General features: G+C 71.5%; 19 protein-coding genes. 12 read left to right on the top strand and 7 right to left on the bottom strand.

The window, feature by feature from the left end; all coding sequences use genetic code 11:
• Nucleotides 1-24: 24 nt before the first annotated feature.
• A complete protein-coding gene (locus tag ACRYCC_RS09045; RefSeq protein ID WP_433810244.1) occupies nucleotides 25-513 on the bottom strand; it encodes a type III secretion system chaperone family protein in 489 nt (162 codons plus the stop codon).
• Nucleotides 510-1793 carry a D-inositol-3-phosphate glycosyltransferase gene (mshA, locus tag ACRYCC_RS09040; protein ID WP_433810242.1) on the bottom strand — a complete coding sequence of 428 codons (1284 nt, stop codon included), beginning with the start codon at nucleotides 1791-1793 and terminating at the stop codon, nucleotides 510-512. Before mshA ends, ACRYCC_RS09045 begins: the two co-directional genes overlap by 4 nt.
• A gap of 83 nt (nucleotides 1794-1876) precedes the next feature.
• Here mshA and ACRYCC_RS09035 point away from each other — a divergent pair, with 83 nt between their 5' ends.
• The 4 genes from ACRYCC_RS09035 to ACRYCC_RS09020 all read left to right on the top strand — a co-directional run bounded on the left by ACRYCC_RS09035 (nucleotide 1877) and on the right by ACRYCC_RS09020 (nucleotide 6455).
• Nucleotides 1877-2647 (top strand): SDR family NAD(P)-dependent oxidoreductase, encoded by a 771-nt coding sequence (locus ACRYCC_RS09035; RefSeq protein WP_433810240.1) that lies wholly within the window; start codon nucleotides 1877-1879, stop codon nucleotides 2645-2647.
• 175 nt (nucleotides 2648-2822) lie between these two features.
• Nucleotides 2823-4106: an alkaline phosphatase family protein gene (locus tag ACRYCC_RS09030; protein ID WP_433810239.1), complete on the top strand. Its 1284-nt coding sequence runs from the start codon at nucleotides 2823-2825 to the stop codon at nucleotides 4104-4106.
• Nucleotides 4107-4177: 71 nt separating this feature from the next.
• On the top strand, nucleotides 4178-4741 hold the full coding sequence (locus ACRYCC_RS09025; protein ID WP_433810237.1) for an O-acetyl-ADP-ribose deacetylase: 564 nt from the start codon (nucleotides 4178-4180) through the stop codon (nucleotides 4739-4741).
• Between the two features lie 85 nt (nucleotides 4742-4826).
• Nucleotides 4827-6455, top strand: coding sequence for an esterase-like activity of phytase family protein (locus ACRYCC_RS09020; RefSeq protein ID WP_433810235.1), 1629 nt, complete (start codon nucleotides 4827-4829; stop codon nucleotides 6453-6455).
• Between the two features lie 70 nt (nucleotides 6456-6525).
• Here ACRYCC_RS09020 and ACRYCC_RS09015 read toward each other — a convergent pair whose 3' ends face one another.
• The gene (locus ACRYCC_RS09015; RefSeq protein WP_433810234.1) at nucleotides 6526-7443 is read right to left on the bottom strand and encodes a class I SAM-dependent methyltransferase; all 918 of its coding nucleotides are present in this window, start codon (nucleotides 7441-7443) and stop codon (nucleotides 6526-6528) included.
• Between the two features lie 136 nt (nucleotides 7444-7579).
• Here ACRYCC_RS09015 and ACRYCC_RS09010 point away from each other — a divergent pair, with 136 nt between their 5' ends.
• The 4 genes from ACRYCC_RS09010 to ACRYCC_RS08995 all read left to right on the top strand — a co-directional run bounded on the left by ACRYCC_RS09010 (nucleotide 7580) and on the right by ACRYCC_RS08995 (nucleotide 10025).
• On the top strand, nucleotides 7580-8509 hold the full coding sequence (locus tag ACRYCC_RS09010; RefSeq protein ID WP_433810232.1) for a hypothetical protein: 930 nt from the start codon (nucleotides 7580-7582) through the stop codon (nucleotides 8507-8509).
• Nucleotides 8440-8655, top strand: a complete 216-nt coding sequence (locus ACRYCC_RS09005; RefSeq protein ID WP_433810230.1) for a hypothetical protein — start codon at nucleotides 8440-8442, stop codon at nucleotides 8653-8655. The genes ACRYCC_RS09010 and ACRYCC_RS09005 overlap by 70 nt, the downstream gene beginning before the upstream one ends.
• A gap of 99 nt (nucleotides 8656-8754) precedes the next feature.
• Entirely contained in the window at nucleotides 8755-9117 is a 363-nt protein-coding gene (locus ACRYCC_RS09000) for a BlaI/MecI/CopY family transcriptional regulator (RefSeq protein ID WP_433810228.1), read from the top strand.
• On the top strand, nucleotides 9114-10025 hold the full coding sequence (locus tag ACRYCC_RS08995; RefSeq protein WP_433810226.1) for a M56 family metallopeptidase: 912 nt from the start codon (nucleotides 9114-9116) through the stop codon (nucleotides 10023-10025). The genes ACRYCC_RS09000 and ACRYCC_RS08995 overlap by 4 nt, the downstream gene beginning before the upstream one ends.
• 56 nt (nucleotides 10026-10081) lie before the next feature.
• On the opposite strand, the gene ACRYCC_RS08990 is transcribed toward ACRYCC_RS08995, so the two are convergent.
• The 3 genes from ACRYCC_RS08990 to ACRYCC_RS08980 form a co-directional block, all read right to left on the bottom strand.
• Nucleotides 10082-10354 (bottom strand): hypothetical protein, encoded by a 273-nt coding sequence (locus ACRYCC_RS08990; protein ID WP_433810224.1) that lies wholly within the window; start codon nucleotides 10352-10354, stop codon nucleotides 10082-10084.
• A 77-nt stretch (nucleotides 10355-10431) separates the two neighbouring features.
• Nucleotides 10432-10890 carry a hypothetical protein gene (locus ACRYCC_RS08985; RefSeq protein WP_433810222.1) on the bottom strand — a complete coding sequence of 153 codons (459 nt, stop codon included), beginning with the start codon at nucleotides 10888-10890 and terminating at the stop codon, nucleotides 10432-10434.
• Between the two features lie 68 nt (nucleotides 10891-10958).
• Nucleotides 10959-12683 (bottom strand): DUF2207 domain-containing protein, encoded by a 1725-nt coding sequence (locus ACRYCC_RS08980; RefSeq protein ID WP_433810220.1) that lies wholly within the window; start codon nucleotides 12681-12683, stop codon nucleotides 10959-10961.
• A gap of 88 nt (nucleotides 12684-12771) precedes the next feature.
• Between ACRYCC_RS08980 and ACRYCC_RS08975 the strand changes: the two genes are divergently transcribed.
• The 4 genes from ACRYCC_RS08975 (at nucleotide 12772) to ACRYCC_RS08960 (ending at nucleotide 15420) form a co-directional block, all read left to right on the top strand.
• A complete protein-coding gene (locus ACRYCC_RS08975; RefSeq protein ID WP_433810218.1) occupies nucleotides 12772-13848 on the top strand; it encodes a neutral zinc metallopeptidase in 1077 nt (358 codons plus the stop codon).
• A gap of 165 nt (nucleotides 13849-14013) precedes the next feature.
• On the top strand, nucleotides 14014-14406 hold the full coding sequence (locus ACRYCC_RS08970) for a helix-turn-helix domain-containing protein (RefSeq protein WP_433810216.1): 393 nt from the start codon (nucleotides 14014-14016) through the stop codon (nucleotides 14404-14406).
• Entirely contained in the window at nucleotides 14403-14870 is a 468-nt protein-coding gene (locus tag ACRYCC_RS08965; protein WP_433810214.1) for a hypothetical protein, read from the top strand. The genes ACRYCC_RS08970 and ACRYCC_RS08965 overlap by 4 nt, the downstream gene beginning before the upstream one ends.
• Nucleotides 14871-15081: 211 nt before the next feature.
• On the top strand, nucleotides 15082-15420 hold the full coding sequence (locus tag ACRYCC_RS08960; protein WP_433810212.1) for a DUF2516 family protein: 339 nt from the start codon (nucleotides 15082-15084) through the stop codon (nucleotides 15418-15420).
• Between the two features lie 88 nt (nucleotides 15421-15508).
• Here ACRYCC_RS08960 and ACRYCC_RS08955 read toward each other — a convergent pair whose 3' ends face one another.
• Complete coding sequence (locus ACRYCC_RS08955) at nucleotides 15509-16225, bottom strand: SGNH/GDSL hydrolase family protein (protein WP_433810210.1); 717 nt, start codon at nucleotides 16223-16225, stop codon at nucleotides 15509-15511.
• Nucleotides 16226-16277 lie beyond the last annotated feature (52 nt).

Below are 16277 nucleotides of genomic sequence, written 5' to 3'. Positions count from 1 at the left end.
GCGGGGATCGCGGCCGGCCGGGGCTCAGCGCCGGGCGGGGTCGGCGAAGGAGGCGAAGGCCTGCAGGTTGGCGAGGCTCTCCCCGCGCTTCTCCCGCCACTCCCACTCGCGCTGGATGGAGCTCTTGAAGCCGAGCTCCAGGGCCCGGTCGAAGTTCTCGTCCGAGTAGGTCAGGACGCAGCCGAGCAGCCGGTCGATCTCGTCGGCGCTGATCGAGGCCAGCGGGACCTTGCCGACGAGATAGACGTCGCCGGCCTCGTCGAGGGTGAATCCCATGCCGTACATCCGCCCGCTCTTCTCCAGCAGGAACCGGTAGAACCCAGCGTGGTTCTCGTCCGGCTTCCGGCAGAAGAAGGCCTCGATGTGCAGGCTGTGGTCGCCGACGATCAGCCACGCCATGGTGGCCAGCTTGTGCGTGCCGGGGAGCTTGATGAAGTACGCGCCGTCGCGCGGCCGCTCGTACTCGAGTCCGGCGGTCTTCAGGGTCTCCTCGATGATCTCTGCTGCGCTCATGCGGAGATCCTCACGGCCTGTTCGTTCACGACACCGGTATACACCTCAAGCAGACGGTCGACGGTGGCGGACCAGCCGAACTCGGTCGCATGGCGTACGGCTCCGCGGGCGAGGCGCCGCCGCAGCCCCGGGCGCCCGGCCAGCCCGGCCAGTACGTCCGCGTAGTCCGCCGGATCGTGGCCGGCCACCAGCAGGCCCGACTCGCCGTCCCGGACGACCGTGCAGAGCCCGCCGACCGCGGCGGCCACGACGGGGGTGCCGCAGGCCTGGGACTCCAGCGCGACCAGCCCGAACGACTCGCTGTGCGAGGGCACGACGGTCACGTCGGCGGCCCGGTACCACTCGGCCAGCTCGGCTTGCGGGCATGGCGGCTCGAACCGTACGACGTCGGCGATGCCGAGGGTGGCCGCCAGCTTCTGCAGCTCCTCGGGACGCTCCCGGCCCGTACCGCTCGGGCCGCCCACCACGGCCACCACCAGCCGGGTGCGCAGCGACGGATCGTCGTCGATCATGCGGGCGGCAGCGCGGAGCAGCACGTCGGGAGCCTTGAGCGGCTGGATCCGGCCGACGAAGAGCATCACCAGGGCGTCCTCGGGCAGCGCCAGCCGCCCTCTGGCCGCCAGCGTGCCGGCGGCGAGGTCGGGCGAGCCGGGGCGGAAGACCGACAGGCTCACCCCGGGGTTCACCGTGGTCACCCGGGCCGGATCTGCGCCGTAGAGGGCGACGAGCTGGCGGGCCTCCTTGTCGGTGTTGGCGATCAGCCGGTCGGCGGACTCCACGACCAGTTCCTCGCCGAGCACCCGGATGCCCGGTTCGGGGGAGTCCCCCACCGCGAGCGCGTCGTTCTTGACCTTGGCCAGGGTGTGCATCGAGTGCACCATCGGCACCCGCCAGCGCTCCTTGGCGGCCCAGGCGGACTGCCCGGACAGCCAGTAGTGGGAGTGCAGGAGGTCGTAGTGGCCCGGCTCGTAGGACGCCTCGGTGCGCATCAGGCCGGAGGTGAAACCGCACAGCTGACCGGGCAGCTCGTTCTTGTCCAGCTCCTCGAAGGGGCCGGCCACGATGTGCCGTACCAGCACGCCGGGCGCCAGCTCGGCGACCGGCGGCAGTGCCCGTGAGGTGGCGCGGGTGAAGATGTCCACCTCGATCCCCCGGGCGGCGAGCCGCTTGGCGACCTCGACGATGTAGACGTTCATACCACCGGCATCACCTGTACCAGGTTGGTCCAGGGGAGACGTATGAACACTTACCGTCGCAACCCGGGTGATTCGGCGCGACACGGGGCACCACCTCCGCTAGCAGAACCTATCGGCACAGATCTATGTTCCCCTGGCCGGGCGCTGACACCTGAAATACTGGGCCGGTGCGGAAGACTGCGGTTATCACGGGAGCAAGCAGCGGTATCGGCGCGGCGACGGCCCGCAGGCTGGCCACCGAGGGGTTCAACGTCGTCCTGGCGGCCCGCCGGCGCGACCGGCTCGACGACCTCGTCCATGAGATCGAGGACGCGGACCCGGCAGGACGGCGCGGTTTCGTGGAGGCCGTGACGCTCGACGTGACGTCCCAGGAGTCGGTCGACGCCCTGGCGGCACGGCTGCCGGCCTGCCACGTTCTGATCAACAACGCGGGCGGCGCGATCGGCATGGAGACGGTCGCCGAGGCCGACCCGGCGGACTGGCAGACGATGTACGACACCAACGTGCTCGGGCTGCTCCGGATGACCCGGGCGATGCTGCCGAAGCTGATCGACAGCGGTGAGGGCCACGTGGTCAACATCACCTCGCTGGCCGCCCACGTGGCCTACGAGGGCGGTGCGGGCTACATCGCGGCCAAGCACGCCGCGGCCGCCGTGAACGACACCATGCGGCTGGAACTGGTCGAGCAGCCGGTCCGCATCACCGAGATCGCCCCCGGTCTGGTGCACACCGAGGAGTTCTCGCTGGTCCGCTTCCGCGGGGACGCGGAGGCGGCGAAGAAGCCGTACGCCGGGGTGCCCGATCCGCTGACCGCCGACGACGTGGCCGACTGCGTCGCGTGGGCCGTCACCCGGCCCGCGCACGTGAACATCGACCGGATCGACGTGCAGCCGCGCGCCCAGGCGGCGCCGCACCGGATCCAGCGGGTCGGCTCCTGAACCCGTAGCGCCGCCCGTCGCGGCACGCAGCGTGACCTCACTCAGAGTCTGCGGGAAAATCGCCGTGCCCGCGGCCGTAGTTGTTCACTTTCGCGCTATCGCCGGGCCGCCCTCGGTCGGGAGACTCACAGTCCTCTTCGCAGTGTGAGTCTCGGTGTCGAGAGGACCGGTGGGCATGGACGAGCTGACCCGGCGCGGATTTCTGGCCGGCACGGCGGGGACCGTCGCGATGGCGGCGGTCAGCGGTGGCGCCGCCGACGCGCAGACCGGCTCCGGGCCCGCCCCGGTGTCGTCGCTACCGGAACCCGAGGCCTCCGGCATCGACCACATCGTGGTGGTGATGATGGAGAACCGCTCCTTCGACCACTACCTCGGCTGGCTGCCGGGAGCCGACGGGCGCCAGGCGGGGCTGAGCTTCGCCGACGACGACGGCGTCCTGCACCCCACCCACCACCTGACCGCCCCGCACGGCTGCGGCTACCAGGACCCCGACCACTCCTACGCGGGCGGGCGGATCGAGTACAACGGGGGCGCGTGCGACGGCTGGCTGCGGGCCGGTGACAACGACGACCTGGCGATCGGCTACTACCAGGGCGGTGACCTCGGCTTCTACGGCCGGGCGGCCCTCGACTGGACGGTCTGCGACCGCTACTTCGCCGCCGTGATGGGGCCGACCTTCCCCAACCGGTTCTTCCAGAACGCGGGCCAGACCGACCGGACGTCCAACACCCTGACGCTCTCCCAGCTGCCCACCATCTGGGACCGGCTCAAGGAGAAGCGGCTCACCGGCCGGTACTACTTCAGCGACGTCCCCTTCACCGCACTGTGGGGCACCCGGCACCTGGACATCACCCGGCACATCGCCCTGTTCTACGACGACGCCAGGCGCGGCAGGCTGCCCTCGGTGTCCTTCGTCGACCCCCGGCTGCTGGGCGGCGAGATCGGCCTGTCGGAGGACGAGCACCCGCTCTCCGACATCCGGCTCGGCCAGCACTTCCTCGGCAAGGTGTACGAGGCGGTCACCACCGGCCCGAACTGGGAGCGCACCGCCCTGGTGATCAACTACGACGAATGGGGCGGCTTCTACGACCACGTGGCCCCGCCGGCCGGCCCGGACCCCCGGCCCGACCTCGGCACCGGGCTGCGCGGCTTCCGGGTGCCCTGCCTGCTCATCTCCCCCAGGGCCCGCCGCCGGGCGATCGCGCACGAGGTCTACGACCACACCTCTGTGCTCAAGATGATCGAATGGCGGTTCGGGCTGGCCCCGCTGACCGTGCGCGACGCCGCGGCCCGCAACCTCGCCGAGGTGCTGGACTTCACCGGCAGCCCGGACCTGAGGGCCCCGCGCTACCACGTGCCGGCACCGATCACCGCCGGGTGCCTCGACCCGCACGCCTACAACGAGGACTGGTCCCGGCTGCGCGACCTGGCCGCGGGGCTGCGGTTCCCGACCGCCTAGCCGCACCGTCCCGGGCCCGAAGAACCGGCCTGCCCGGAGAGCCCGGCGGGGGCTGGATGGATGATGGTCCCATGGAGATCACACTGGTCGAAGGGGACATCACCGCGCAGCGGGTGGACGCCGTGGTGAACGCGGCGAACTCCTCGCTGCTGGGCGGCGGCGGGGTCGACGGGGCCATCCACCGCAAGGGCGGCCCGGAGATCCTGGCGGCCTGCCGGAAACTGCGGGCGGGGCACTACGGCTCCGGGCTGCCGACCGGCCAGGCGGTCGCCACCACCGCTGGCCGACTCCCGGCCCGCTGGGTCATCCACACGGTCGGCCCGGTCTACGCCCGGTCCGAGGACCGCTCGGAGCTGCTGGCCTCCTGCTACCGGGAGTCGCTGCGGGTCGCCGACGAGCTCGGCGCGGCCGAGGTGGCGTTCCCCGCGGTGTCCGCCGGCATCTACGGCTGGCCGCTGGACGATGCCGCCCGGATCGCCGTCGGCACCGTACGGGCGGCATCCACCGAGGTGGCGGAGGTACGGTTCGTGCTGTTCACCTCCGACGCCCACGCGGCATTCGAACGGGCCCTCACCTCGGCGGAACGAGATTTGTTCATCCGGCCGTCGCCTGCACGCAAGGCGTCGGGACCGTAACCCTTCCTCCCTATTCGACCGCTTTGGCTTGGCTTCCACGTGCGCGGCGCCCCTGAGGGTTCCGGCAGTTCTGATCGTCGGAGGCATGATGCGTCGTATCCACAGATCGGTCGTACGGGCGGGCGTCGCCGGAGCGGCACTCCTGGCCCTCACCCAGGCGGGCCCCGCCTCGGCACTGGCCACGAGCCGGGACCGGCCCGTGCAGGCCGTTGCGGACTCCTACGGCACCCGCGGCACGGGCACTCTCGCGGTCACCGCGAAGAGCGGGCTCCTCGCCAACGACCAGGGCCGCGATCCCCAGCTGGTGGCCCACAGCGATCCGGCCAACGGCACGGTCACCGTCGCCCCGGACGGTTCCTTCACCTACGTGCCCCAGGCCGGGTTCACCGGCGACGACACCTTCACCTACACGACCACCGGGGCCGCGCGCCTCTACCCCACCGGGCTGCCCCCGCTCGGCAACATCGGCGGCATCGCGATGACCGGCGGCGCGTACGGCTCGTCGCTCTTCCCGGTGCCCGGCTCCAAGGACGAGTTCTGGGGTCTCACCGACCGCGGCCCGAACGTGGACCTGCCCGACGGCGGCAAGGGCGAGCCCCTCCCGTCGTTCACCCCGGCGCTCGGCAGGTTCCGCCTCCGCGACGGCCGTGCGGTGCTCCAGAAGGTCGTTCCGCTGCGGGACGGCCAGGGACATCCGTATTCCGGGCTGGTCGACAACGCCAACCCGACCGGCGAGACCATCGAGGATCTGAACGGCCACAAGCTGACCACCGACCCGAACGGCTACGACCCCGAGGGCCTGGCAGTGCTCCGGGACGGCACGTTCTGGATATCGGACGAGTACGGCCCGTTCATCACGCACTTCGACAGCCGCGGGCGGGCGCTGCAGCGGCTCTCCCCCGTCGATGGAACGCTCCCGGCGGAATTGATCAAGCGCATCCCCAACAAGGGCATGGAGGGCCTCACCGTCACACCCGACGGCAGGACCCTGGTCGGCATCATGCAGTCGGCCCTGCAGCAGACCGATCTGGGCGCCGCCAACGCCAAGAACCTGACCCCGTTGCGCATCGTCACCTACGACCTGAAGACCCACGCCGAGCACGAGTACGTGTACCTGCTCGACGACCCGAAGACGACCGGGACCGCGGTGAGCGAGATCACCGCCCTGTCGTCCACCACCTTCCTGGTGGACGAGCGCAACGGTGACTTCGTGGGCGCCACCGGCTACAAGAAGCTGTTCAAGATCGACACCTCGAAGGCCACGGACGTGGGCCCGCACGCCACGGTCGCCGGGGCCGTCTACGACGCCTCGAAGGGCGGCCTGACCGTCGGCGGCAAGTCGATCGAGCTGCTGCTCAACGGCAAGGACACGGCCGGCTCCGCCTCCGCCCTGACGGCGGCCGGGATCACTCCCGTGGCCAAGACGCTGGGCCTGGACGTCAACGCGTTCCTGGTCGGCCTCGATCCGAAGGCCCGCTTCTTCTCTCACGACAAGATCGAGGGCGTCGCGGCGGTCGACGGCGGCAAGAAGATCGTGATCAGCAACGACAGCGACTTCGGCGTCGACGGCGTGACCGGCACCGCGCCCCCGTACGCGCTGCACCCCAAGGTGAGCCCGGCGACCGGCAGGCAGGACGACGGCGAGTTCCTTGTCATCGACACCACCGGGCCGGCCGCCACCACGACCGCCACGGTCACCATTCACGTCGGCTAGCGATCCCGGCCGACCTCTCTCGCGCCACGGTCAGGTCCTCGGTGAGGGGCCCCTCTCGCAGCTGGAACGATCAGGGAAGGGGCGGGGCCCCGGGAGGCGCCACGGCGGACCAGGGCAGGGTGACCTCGCCCAGCCGCCATCTGGCCCGGCCGCCGAGCGGTGCGCGGGTCTCCACCGGCCAGGACCGGGCCAGCAGTTCCACCGCGGCGATCCAGCGCTGGCGCGGGCCGAACGCCGACTGGGGGGCCGCACTCGCCCAGGCACGGTCGAAGTCGCCCAGCAGCCCGTGGACCGGCTCTCCGGGGACGTTGTGGTGGATCAGCGTCTTCGGCAGCCGCTCGGCCAGTTCGGACGGCCGGGACAGCGAGGCCACCCGCGCCGCGAAGGTGATCGTCCGAGGCACCGCGACAGGAGCCGTACGGCTCCCGGCGGGTCCGGGGGCGGTGCGGGCGGGCTCCGCCGGGCGGGGGACGCGCCGGCCGGTGCCCGGGTCCCGGGTCAGGGTCACCCAGATGGCACGGCGGCCGATCTCGTCGCAGGTGCCCTCCACCAGGACGCCGCCGGGGGCCAGCCCGGAACAGATCCGGTGCCAGGACTCCCAGGCCGTGGCCTCGTCGTACTGCCGCAGCACGTTGAAGGCCCGCACCAGGTCGGGCGGCCGGTCCACCGGCAGCTCGAAGCCACCGCGCCGGAAGGACAGGCCCGGGTACGGGGTGCGGCGCAGGAACTCCTGGGCCACCGCGACCCGCTCGGGATCGATCTCCAGCCCCACCACCTCGACCCGCGGGCAGACGGCGCGCAGCCGCAGGAAGAGCTCCACGGTGGTGACCGGGGAGGCGCCGAAGCCCAGGTCGACCACGAGCGGCCGGTCCCGGCCGCGCAACGACCGGCCGTGTGCGGCGGCGATCCACCGGTCCACCCGGCGCAGCCGGTTGGGGTGGGTGGTGCCACGGGTGATGACACCCACGGGCCGGGCTGGTCGGGACACGCCCCAACTGTAGGAGTTCCCGGCCGCGCTCCGGACGAGGTCGCGGGCCCCCTGCGCAGGCAGAGCCGAAGAACGTCCCGGGGAGTTGTCAGGGGCGTACTAGAGGCACGGTCGCCGGCTCCCTAGGGTCGCCGCCATGGGAAGAGCGCGCACGCATCCGGGCACGCGCGGCGGGACGGGGGTCCTCCTCACCGCGGCGGCACTCGTGAGTGGCCTCACCATGGGCGACGCGTCGGCGGCGGCACCGCAGTGGCGGGACGACCCGACCCCCGTGCCGCAGTACCCCGGCGCGCTGAACCAGATCGACGCGGTGGACGCGCGCACCGCCTGGACGGTCGGCGTCGAGGAGAACAACGGGCAGCAGAGCGCCGTCTACCGGTGGGACGGCACCCGCTGGAACCGCCAGACCGCACCGCACATCGTGCCCACCGACGTGGCCGGGGCGGACGCCGGTCACGCCTGGGCCGGGGGCATCACCCTCACCGGCGGGGCGGCGCTGTACTGGAACGGCACCACCTGGAACAGGGTCGACTACCCGGGCGGGATCCCGGTGGGCATCGCGGCGGCCCCGGACGGCTCCGCCTGGTCGGTCGGCGGCGCCCTCTTCGGCGGCGGCGGCGTGGTGCTGCGCTGGACGGGCTCCGCCTGGGCCAAGGTGACGGTGCCGCTGCCGCCGGGTGCGAGCCTGACGGCCGTCGCCGCCGGCTCCGCCCACGACGTGTGGATCAGCGGGTCGGCCGGGACGGGCGACGACGTGCGGCCGTTCGTCATGCACTGGGACGGCGGGTCCTGGCGGACCATCGCCCTGCCCGTGCCGGGGGACGCCGCGCACAGCCTCATCATGCGCATCCACGTGGTGTCGCCGGCCGACGTCTGGGCGATCCGGAGCCCCGCCTCGTCCGCGCTGCTGCACTGGAACGGGCTGCGCTGGCAGGAGATCCCCACCCCCGGCGCGGTCGGGGCCCTGTCGGTCACCGACGACGGAGGTCGGGGCGCGTGGGTGGTCCCCTACACCGACGACGACGCCACCACGAGACGAGCTACTACCTGCACTGGACCGGCCTGACCTGGGAGAAGAAGTACGGGCCGGAGCGCGACGGGCATGCCATGCTGGGCGACGTGGACCGGGTGCCCGGCACCTCGGTCGTGCTCGGCACCGGCGCCATCCAGGAGACCTTCCGCCGGATCCCGATGACCGAGCGGTACGGCTGAGCCGCCGGCAGGTGACCGCACCGAAGGAGGCCCGGAGACTACGCCGCGTAGTACTACTCGGTGTGGTGAATCCCCGGCGGGCCGGTTAGGCTGGTGAGCGTGAAGGGTTTGGGAGAGCTGGAACGCACCGTCATGGAACTTCTCTGGGCACGGCCGGACGCCGCGACGGCCCGTGACGTGAGCCGTGCCCTCGCCGACGACCGCGACCTGGCCCACACCACGGTCATGACCGTGCTGGACCGGCTCGCGAAGAAGGGCTTCCTGCGCCGTGAGCGCGATGGGCGGGCGTGGCTGTACAAGCCGACGACCAGCCGGGAGGACTACGTCACCGAGCTCATGCTGGGCGCGCTCGACCTGACCGGTGACCGGGACGCCGCACTGGCCCACTTCGCCCGCTCGGTCTCCGGAGACGAGGCCGCCGTGCTTCGCCAGGCCCTGGCGGCTCTGGAGCCCCCGGGATGACCGGCACGGTCCTGCTCGCCTTGATCGCGGCAGGCACTCTGCCCGGGGCGCACCTGCTGTCCCGCGCCCGCTGGACCTGGCGCACTCCGCGCACCGCCATCGCCCTGTGGCAGGCCCTGGGGCTGGCCTGGGGGGTCGCCAGCATCGGGGCCCTGCTCGGCTTCGCGCTGCTGCCGTACCGGCAGGGCGTCATCGGCGGGCTGCTCCCCCTCCGCGCCGACGGCGGAGCCCGGCTCGACGTCCCGCACCTCATCGCCCTGGTCGCCGGGCTGGCCCTCGGCTCCGTCCTGCTGCTCATGCTGATGTGGGCGGTCGTCCGGGTGCTGCGGGCGCGCCGCCGCCACCGCGCCCTGCTGGCGCTGGTCGCCCGGGACTCTGGTCTGCGCGACACCCTCGTGCTGGACCACGAGGCGGCGGCCGCGTACTGCGTGCCGGGCGTGCGCTCGTCCAAGGTCGTGGTGAGCGCCGGGACCCTGAAGCTGCTGGACCAGGCCGAGCTGGCCGCCGTGCTCGCGCACGAGCGGGCGCACGTGCGCGAGCGCCACGACCTGGTGCTGCTGCCGTTCGCCTCGCTCCGCCAGGTGTTCCCCGGTTTCCGGCTGGTGGCCCGCTCCCTGGACGCGGTGGAACTCCTCATCGAGATGACCGCCGACGACCGGGCCCAGCGGCACCGGCCCCCACGGGAACTCGCCACCGCGCTGCTGCGCTTCGCGGCGGCCCGGCCGGTGGCGGCCCCCTCCGGCGCCCTCTCGCTCTCGGACGACGGCTTCGGCGGCGGCGGGCCGGTCATGGCGCGCGTGCGCCGGCTGCTCGACCCCGTCCCGCCGCCCGTCGCGGTGCAGGCCACCGCGCTGGCGGCGGCGACCCTGACCGCGGTCCTCCCCGTCCTGCTCTACACGCTGCCCTGAGGCGGGCGGCAGAGCCGGGCCCGGGAGCCGTCGCCCCCAGGCCCGGCCCGGCCGGGCTATTCCGGACCCGGCTGCCGCGGGACCCGTGCCACCGGCCGGTCGCCGAGGTCGGCCCTCGGCGGCAGTACCCGGACCCGAAGGTCGTTGCAGTCGGCGCAGGAAGGATCGGCCCAGGGCGGCATGCTCACGGTGCCGGCCCGCCGCCACGTCACGGCGTTGCCGCCATGACCGTCATCGGCGTGCCAGGCTTCGTAGGCGTGCTCCCAGTGGCTCTGACAACTCAGGCACTCGAAACGCCAGATCTCGGTGATGACGTGTACGTCCCTCATGGGGCACTCCTGGAACTCCAGCCGAACAGATGGATTCACCAGAAGGTGCGGAGCGGGCCCGCCCCGCACCGTGCCCGTTATGTACGAGAGACGCCGATCATGGTCAGCAGCGACGCACCGACCACCCGCCGGGGCCGCTCGCCGGTGCGGCGCCGTTCGATCAGCCGGGTGTCGTGCGTGCGCACCGGGGCCATGGCGATGAGCACCGGCCCGGCCGCGCTCGCCGCACCGGTGCGCAGGGCGGGGGCCCGCAGGACGGCATGATGATGCCGGTGCCCGGGCGGGACGTCGCGCCCGGGGTCGTGGTCGCCGTCATCGCCGGCTTGGTACCGGGCGCCGTCCCCCGCCGATGACGGCATCGGTAAGGAGGCGGAGTCGTCCGCCTCGACCGCCTGGGTCACCGTGGCGCGCAGGTCGGGATCGAGCCAGCCCTGCAGGCACATCCCGGAGTAGAGCAACGCCGCGAGGAGCGTCGTCAGCCACAGTGTCCGCCCCAGGCGGCCACCGGCTTTACGTACGCGCGAACTCGCGACCATACGGCCAACTTATATCACGCTGCGCATTGGCCTCACTACTGCGCGTGACAGCTTTTGATGACCCCGAGTTAGGAAAGACTGCGGAACTGGCGGGACTGAGAGATGGCACCTGATGTGGCGAGAGTGAACGTCCGCATCGACTCGGCGAACTTCGACAGATCCCACTCGGCCGGGCCCTCGTACCAGTAGAGGTTGTCGGCCCCCTCCTCCCGGACGCCCGCGTCCTCGACGCTCTTGGCCCAGTGCCCGATCGCGTCGAAGACCACCGCGTACGGCAGGTAGCGGGAGAACAGCGCGATGCGCTGGGTGTCGGCCAGGTCGGGGGCGGACTCGCCGCGCAGCAGGTGCGCGCGGAAGCCGATGGTGTGCGCCAGCACGGTCGCCCCGCGCGCGGTCTTGGCCGGCATGTACTGCCCGCCCATCGCGAGCGCGGCACCGCCGATGATGACGGCCAGCCCGATCAGCGCCAGGTCGCTGAAGAGCGCCAGCGCGACCGTGCCCACCACGCCCAGCCCGGTCAGCACGAAGCCCGCGACGGTCCAGCGCGTACGTACCGCGTCGGGACGGCGGGTGAACCAGCCCTGGGTGACCACGTCGGCGTACATGGCCTCGCGGACCTTGGCCAGGTCCCCGGCGAAGGTGCCGCCCAGCTCCGACAGCCGGATCTCCGTCCGGTGGTCGAAGAGCGCGTCGTAGAGCAGTTGCTCGTAGGGCAGGAGGTCGGAGTTCGGGCGGTCCTGCTTGACCAGCTTCCAGTCGAGCCGCCCGGTGGTCGCCCGATCCTCCTCCTCGATCAGCAGATAGCCGCGCACCGCCAGGTCGACGATGGTCGCGGTGACGTCGATGACGTCGGCCTGCTCGTCGATGAGGGTCCCGATCTGGCCGGGCCGCACCCCGTCCGGCGGCGCGAAGCCGTGGTCGTCGACCGGGGCGTGGTCGCCTTCGGCCGCCTTCTTGCTGACCGTGCGCGCGTCGCGCCCGCGCAGCTGGTAGAGCAGCGCGAACCCGCCGAGCAGCAGCACGAGCAGGCCCAGCAGCGATCCGCCGGTCACCGAGTTGACGCTGAAGGCGGTGGCCAGCGTGCGGCGCATCTCGTACAGCGGCTGGGCCTTGCTCATCCCCAGCGGGAAGCCCACGACGACGGTGAGGTACTCGTCCGGGAGCAGGTTCTGCTGGGAGAACTCGCCTCGCGTCTGGGTGTGGTTGGACAGGAAGAACTGGGTGCAGCCGGTGGAGCTCTGCAGCGATCCCGCGAAGCAGTTGAGGTTGCGGATCGGCGACCCGGAGTCGACCGTGACCTTGGCCTGCTGCACCGGCACCCGCCAGCCGCCGACCGCCGTCCAGCGCAGCTCCTCGGCGTTGCCCAGGGTGGCGACCGCGCCCCGCACGTCGTAGGCGAGGGCGACGGTGTGCCGGCCGCTGATCGCGCCGTTTCCGGTGACCTTCACGAGCGTACGGTTGCCGTCGGTGACGACGGAGGCTTTGGCCGGACCGCCGTCGGGACTCGAGGCGGTGACCGACTCGATCTTGAAGATGCGGTCCCGGGTGTCGTTGTCGCGGATTCTGGTGACGAACCAGCGCTCGAAGCCGTGCCCGCCGTTGAAGTCGTAGGTGATCGTTTCCTTGGCGTGCACTACTCCGTCGGTGCCGACGGTCAGCGCGACCTCGTCCTTGACCACCCGCTCGGGCGCCAGCACCTGCGCCGATGCCGGAGTGGTCAGCACCATCAGACCGGCGATGGTGAGCGGAGCAAGCAGGGCCCGAAGACGACCCGACCGCGAATGACGCTGCATGGCCGGAAAGCGTACCGGTCCGTTGCCACCCAAGGTCGCCAACGCGACCTATGCCGTTGTTTTCCCAGGTATGCAATGATTTCCTGCCATGGCAGGTAGCTACCCCCCGTACCCGCCGCCGCCCCCACCAGGCGGCGGCCGCATGCCGCCTTACGGGCGAGTGCCGCCCTACGGCGGCCCACCGGCCGGCTACCCGCCGCCGTACGGAGGCCCACCGCAACTCGGCCCCCCTCCGTACGGCCGGCCCTGGCAGGGGCCCTACCAGACGCCGTACGCCATGCCGCTGCGGCACCGGCCGCCCCGGCGCTCGGCGGCCGGCTCGGTGGTGGCGGTCCTGGGGGTCCTGGCGACCATCTTCGTGGGCGCGGTCCTGGTCATGTCGATCGTCGGGGACCGGAGCAGCGGCTCCACGACGACCCCCGGCAGCAGGTCGGGCCCCCAGTCGCCGCAGGCACAGGCCACCGACAGCAAGCTCTACCAGTCAGGACGGCTGACCTCGGTGAGCTGCCGGCTGCCGCAGATCACCGAGGGCGACACCGGCTCCATGAAGACGTTCATGGACGAGCTGACCGACTGTCTCGACCGGACCTGGCGGCAGCAGTTCGGCAAGGCACGGCTGGACTTCATCGCCCCGCAGCGGATGTTCTGGACCCAGCCCGGCAGCGGGGCCTGCGGCTCGTACCCGGCGCCCGGCGCGGCGGCGTTCTACTGCCCGGCGAACAACACGATGTACGTGGGACTCCGGCATGTGATCGAGACCGCCGGGGACGAGCCGGTGTCGCACTACGCGGTCTACGCCCGGGTGATCGCCCATGAGTACGGCCACCATGTGCAGGAGCAGGCGGGCATCCTGGACTACGGGCACCAGCTGATGTCCCAGAGCGGCATCGAGGAGCGCAACCAGGCCAGCCGGCGTATCGAACTCCAGGCCCAGTGCCTCGCGGGCGCCTTCCTGGGCTCGGAGAAGAACTCCCTGCCGATGACCCGGGAGCAGACCCGTTACCTGCTGCTGGACGTCCGCGGCCGGGGCGACGAGAACCAGCCCGCGGGCAAGCGCGATCACGGCTCGAGCAAGCACTACGCGGGCTGGGTCGTCACCGGTTACACCAGGCTGACGCTGTCGGCCTGCAACACCTGGACCGCGCCTCCCTCCGCGGTGTCCTGACGCTTTCCCCGGTTCCGCCGAGGTCATCGGGGTCATCGAGGTCTTTGCGGCACACCGGCCCGACGGGGCCGGTGTGACCGTCGTCGTGCCCACTGTGAGCAGCCTCACGGGTAAGTGCTAGCTACAGCGCTTGCAATAGCAAGCATCCTGACGCAGGGTGGAGACATGGCAAGTTCGAAGGTCGGCTCCATCGGGGAGTACATCCGGGAGCAGCGGACACGGGCGAAGATCTCGGTTCGTCAGCTGGCCGAGGCGACGGGAGTCTCGAACCCGTACCTCAGTCAGATCGAACGAGGTCTGCGCAAGCCGAGCGCGGAGATCCTGCAGCAGATCGCGAAAGGACTGCGCATCTCCGCCGAGGTCCTGTACGTGCAGGCCGGAATCCTGGAGGAGCGCGAGGCCGACACCGACGTGCAGGCCGCGATCCGGGCCGACCTCATCCTCACCGAACGGCAGAAGCAGGTGTTGCTCGACATCTACGCGTCGTTCGGCAGGGAGAACGAAGCAGCCATCCACGACCAGGTGCACGAAACCTCAGGGAAGGAAGAAGTCGAATGACCCTCGCCACCAAGCTGCGTGACAACAAGGCCGTCTACGCGGCCGCCGGAGCCGGCGACCTCGCGGCCGAGAAGATCCGGGAGCTGCCGGAGACGGTGACCAGGCTCCGGGAGACCGCGGACAAGTACCGCGTGGACGTCCGCGAGACCGTGGTCAAGTACCAGGACGAGTTCAAGGGCACCGTCAACAAGTACCAGGACCGGGTCGACGCCCGGGACATCCCCGGCGCGGCGGTCTCGTACGTGACCTCCGTCGGCGGGCGGGTCATCGAGATCTTCGATGAGCTCGCCGAGCGCGGCCAGAAGATCGTGAACCGCGTGGAGCGCCAGGTCGCGACGCAGGAGCTCAAGGAGAGCGCCGACAAGACCACGCGCAAGACCAAGGCCGCCGTCAGCGAGGCCAAGAAGACGGCTCAGGCCGCCTCCCGCGCCGCCGGCGACGCCTCCAAGAAGGTCGGCAACTGACCGCCCCATCAGCATCGAAAAGGCCCGGCCGGGGATTCCCCCGGCCGGGTCTTCCCGTCCCGGGGGAAATCCGGGAAGGAGCCCGAAACGCTCGTCGCGGGGCGGCCGACAGGCCCTTTCCGCACAGCCGTTGCGCATAGTCTGGAAAATGAAGTCCTCGCGGCGTACGCGACCCGGCGCGCCGCCCGGTCGGCAGGAGCAGTGATCACAGGTGTTCCAGGTTCAAAGCACGCTGGCCTACGTCTTCTGGGTGATCGCGATCATCGCCTTCGTCTTCGAGGTCTGGGCGCTGATCGACGCGGTCCGGACCCCGGCTCCCGCCTACGAGGCGGCGGGCAAGCAGACCAAGCAGATCTGGCTGATCATCTTGGGCATCGCCAACGTGGTCGGCCTCGGCGGCGCCGCCAACTTCCTGACCATCCTGTCGTTGCTGCCGATCGCCGCGTTCATCGCCGCCGCGATCTACCTGGCCGACGTACGGCCGGCGGTCAAGCAGTTCCGGAACCGGCGCGGCGGCTCCTCCAACACGGGCCCGTACGGACCCTGGTAGTCCGGCCGCACCCCCCCGGGCCGGACGGGCGCAGACCCCTGGCCGGTCAGACGCGGACGCCGCCGAACAGGCGCGGGCCCCTGGCCGGTCAGGCGCGGAAGGGGCTGGCGAGGCCGAGCCGCTGCAACGCGGACACGAACCGCGTCCCGAGATAGCGGCAGCCCGCACCGGTGGGATGGACGCCGTCCGCCCGGATGTACTCCGGGGCGTTCCCCGTTCCGAGCCGCACGCTTCCGGTGATCCACTTCTCCTGCAGCGGATCGATGAAGGGCACCTGGGCCACGGCGGCGGCCGACTGGACCGTGTCCCGGATCGACAGCGCCGCGGGTGGCGGGTCGCCTCCCCACATCGGCCCCAGCACCACCATCGGGGTGCCGGGCCACCGCTGCTTGATCTTGAGCAGCAGCCGCTGCGCAGCGTCTCCGACCTGCGCCGGGGGTTTCTGCCAGTCGTTGTGACCGCCCGAGACCACCACCAGGTCGGGGGCCGGCCGCCAGGACAGCTCCTCGTCGTACAGGGTGGTGAAGTCCTTCTTGATCTTGCCGTGCGCGACGAAGCCCGTACCGCGGTACCCGCCGACGACGAGCTGCCAGCCGAGCCTGCGGGCGGCCTCGGCGGCGTAGGTCTTCTCCGGCGGCATGCCCGCGATCCCCGCGGTGTAGCTGTCGCCGAGCACCATCACCACCGGTGCGCGCGCGACCTTGATCCGCGCCTGCGGGGCCTTGACCTTGGGCGTCGCGGCGGGACCGCCACCGCACCCGGCGAGCGCCAGCACAAGGAGGGCGCAGAAGAACGATCGGCGCAACGCTGCCCTCTCTGCCGCTGATCGCGTCTGCCCGGCCCGCGACCCTGGAAAG

This window comes from Actinomadura scrupuli, assembly GCF_050971785.1.
Classification (GTDB): Bacteria; Actinomycetota; Actinomycetes; order Streptosporangiales; family Streptosporangiaceae; genus Actinomadura_E; species Actinomadura_E scrupuli.
Note: the sequence above shows the minus strand (reverse complement) of the source record. Positions and strands in the feature narration are given on the sequence as shown.

Coding starts and splice junctions, on each gene's coding strand:
- ACRYCC_RS09025 (WP_433810237.1), top strand. CDS start 4,178: ATGGAGATCACACTGGTCGAAGGGGACATCACCGCGCAGCGGGTGGAC.
- ACRYCC_RS08965 (WP_433810214.1), top strand. CDS start 14,403: ATGACCCTCGCCACCAAGCTGCGTGACAACAAGGCCGTCTACGCGGCC.
- ACRYCC_RS08990 (WP_433810224.1), bottom strand. CDS start 10,354: ATGAGGGACGTACACGTCATCACCGAGATCTGGCGTTTCGAGTGCCTG.
- ACRYCC_RS09045 (WP_433810244.1), bottom strand. CDS start 513: ATGAGCGCAGCAGAGATCATCGAGGAGACCCTGAAGACCGCCGGACTC.
- ACRYCC_RS09020 (WP_433810235.1), top strand. CDS start 4,827: ATGATGCGTCGTATCCACAGATCGGTCGTACGGGCGGGCGTCGCCGGA.
- ACRYCC_RS08980 (WP_433810220.1), bottom strand. CDS start 12,683: ATGCAGCGTCATTCGCGGTCGGGTCGTCTTCGGGCCCTGCTTGCTCCG.
- ACRYCC_RS08970 (WP_433810216.1), top strand. CDS start 14,014: ATGGCAAGTTCGAAGGTCGGCTCCATCGGGGAGTACATCCGGGAGCAG.
- ACRYCC_RS08985 (WP_433810222.1), bottom strand. CDS start 10,890: ATGGTCGCGAGTTCGCGCGTACGTAAAGCCGGTGGCCGCCTGGGGCGG.
- ACRYCC_RS08995 (WP_433810226.1), top strand. CDS start 9,114: ATGACCGGCACGGTCCTGCTCGCCTTGATCGCGGCAGGCACTCTGCCC.
- ACRYCC_RS09030 (WP_433810239.1), top strand. CDS start 2,823: ATGGACGAGCTGACCCGGCGCGGATTTCTGGCCGGCACGGCGGGGACC.
- ACRYCC_RS08975 (WP_433810218.1), top strand. CDS start 12,772: ATGGCAGGTAGCTACCCCCCGTACCCGCCGCCGCCCCCACCAGGCGGC.
- ACRYCC_RS09010 (WP_433810232.1), top strand. CDS start 7,580: ATGGGAAGAGCGCGCACGCATCCGGGCACGCGCGGCGGGACGGGGGTC.